The organism is Salinimicrobium oceani (genome assembly GCF_012037645.1).
In genome coordinates this window covers 1-398 of sequence record NZ_JAAVJR010000880.1, presented here as the reverse complement: position 1 = coordinate 398, position 398 = coordinate 1, and the positions used below count along the sequence as shown (strand labels likewise).

The window sequence follows — 398 nt, the reverse complement described above, 5'->3', positions numbered from 1 at the left end:
GTGTTCATAATACTGTGAATTATGTTTGACAGATCATTATTTTCCGAGAAGCAGTACCTCATTGCAGATCACTTCGGTTACATACTTTTTTACCCCGTCCTTGTCCTCATAGCTGTGGCTGGTTAACCGACCTTCCACGCCGATTTCCTTTCCTTTTGGGACATAATTTTCAATAAGCTCGGCAGTCTTACCCCAGGCCACCACGTTATGCCATTGCGTATCTGTAACTTTTTCTCCTTTGGCGTTTTTGTAGGTTTCATTGGTGGCAATAGAAAACCTCGCTTTCTTTTTTCCGGAATCGAAGGTGTAGATCTCAGGAGTGTTTCCCACATTCCCGATCAATTGTACTTTATTTCTTAGATTATTCATGACTATTTTTTTTAAAGGTTTATGTTTTA

General features: G+C 39.7%; 1 protein-coding gene. It reads right to left on the bottom strand.

The annotated features are described in order from the left end of the window. Positions 1-36: 36 nt before the first annotated feature. Positions 37-369, bottom strand: a complete 333-nt coding sequence (locus tag HC175_RS19860) for a single-stranded DNA-binding protein (protein WP_168024449.1) — start codon at positions 367-369, stop codon at positions 37-39. Positions 370-398 lie beyond the last annotated feature (29 nt).

Excerpts from the sequence above, each read along its gene's own strand:
- HC175_RS19860 (WP_168024449.1), bottom strand. The coding sequence starts at position 369 with ATGAATAATCTAAGAAATAAAGTACAATTGATCGGGAATGTGGGAAAC.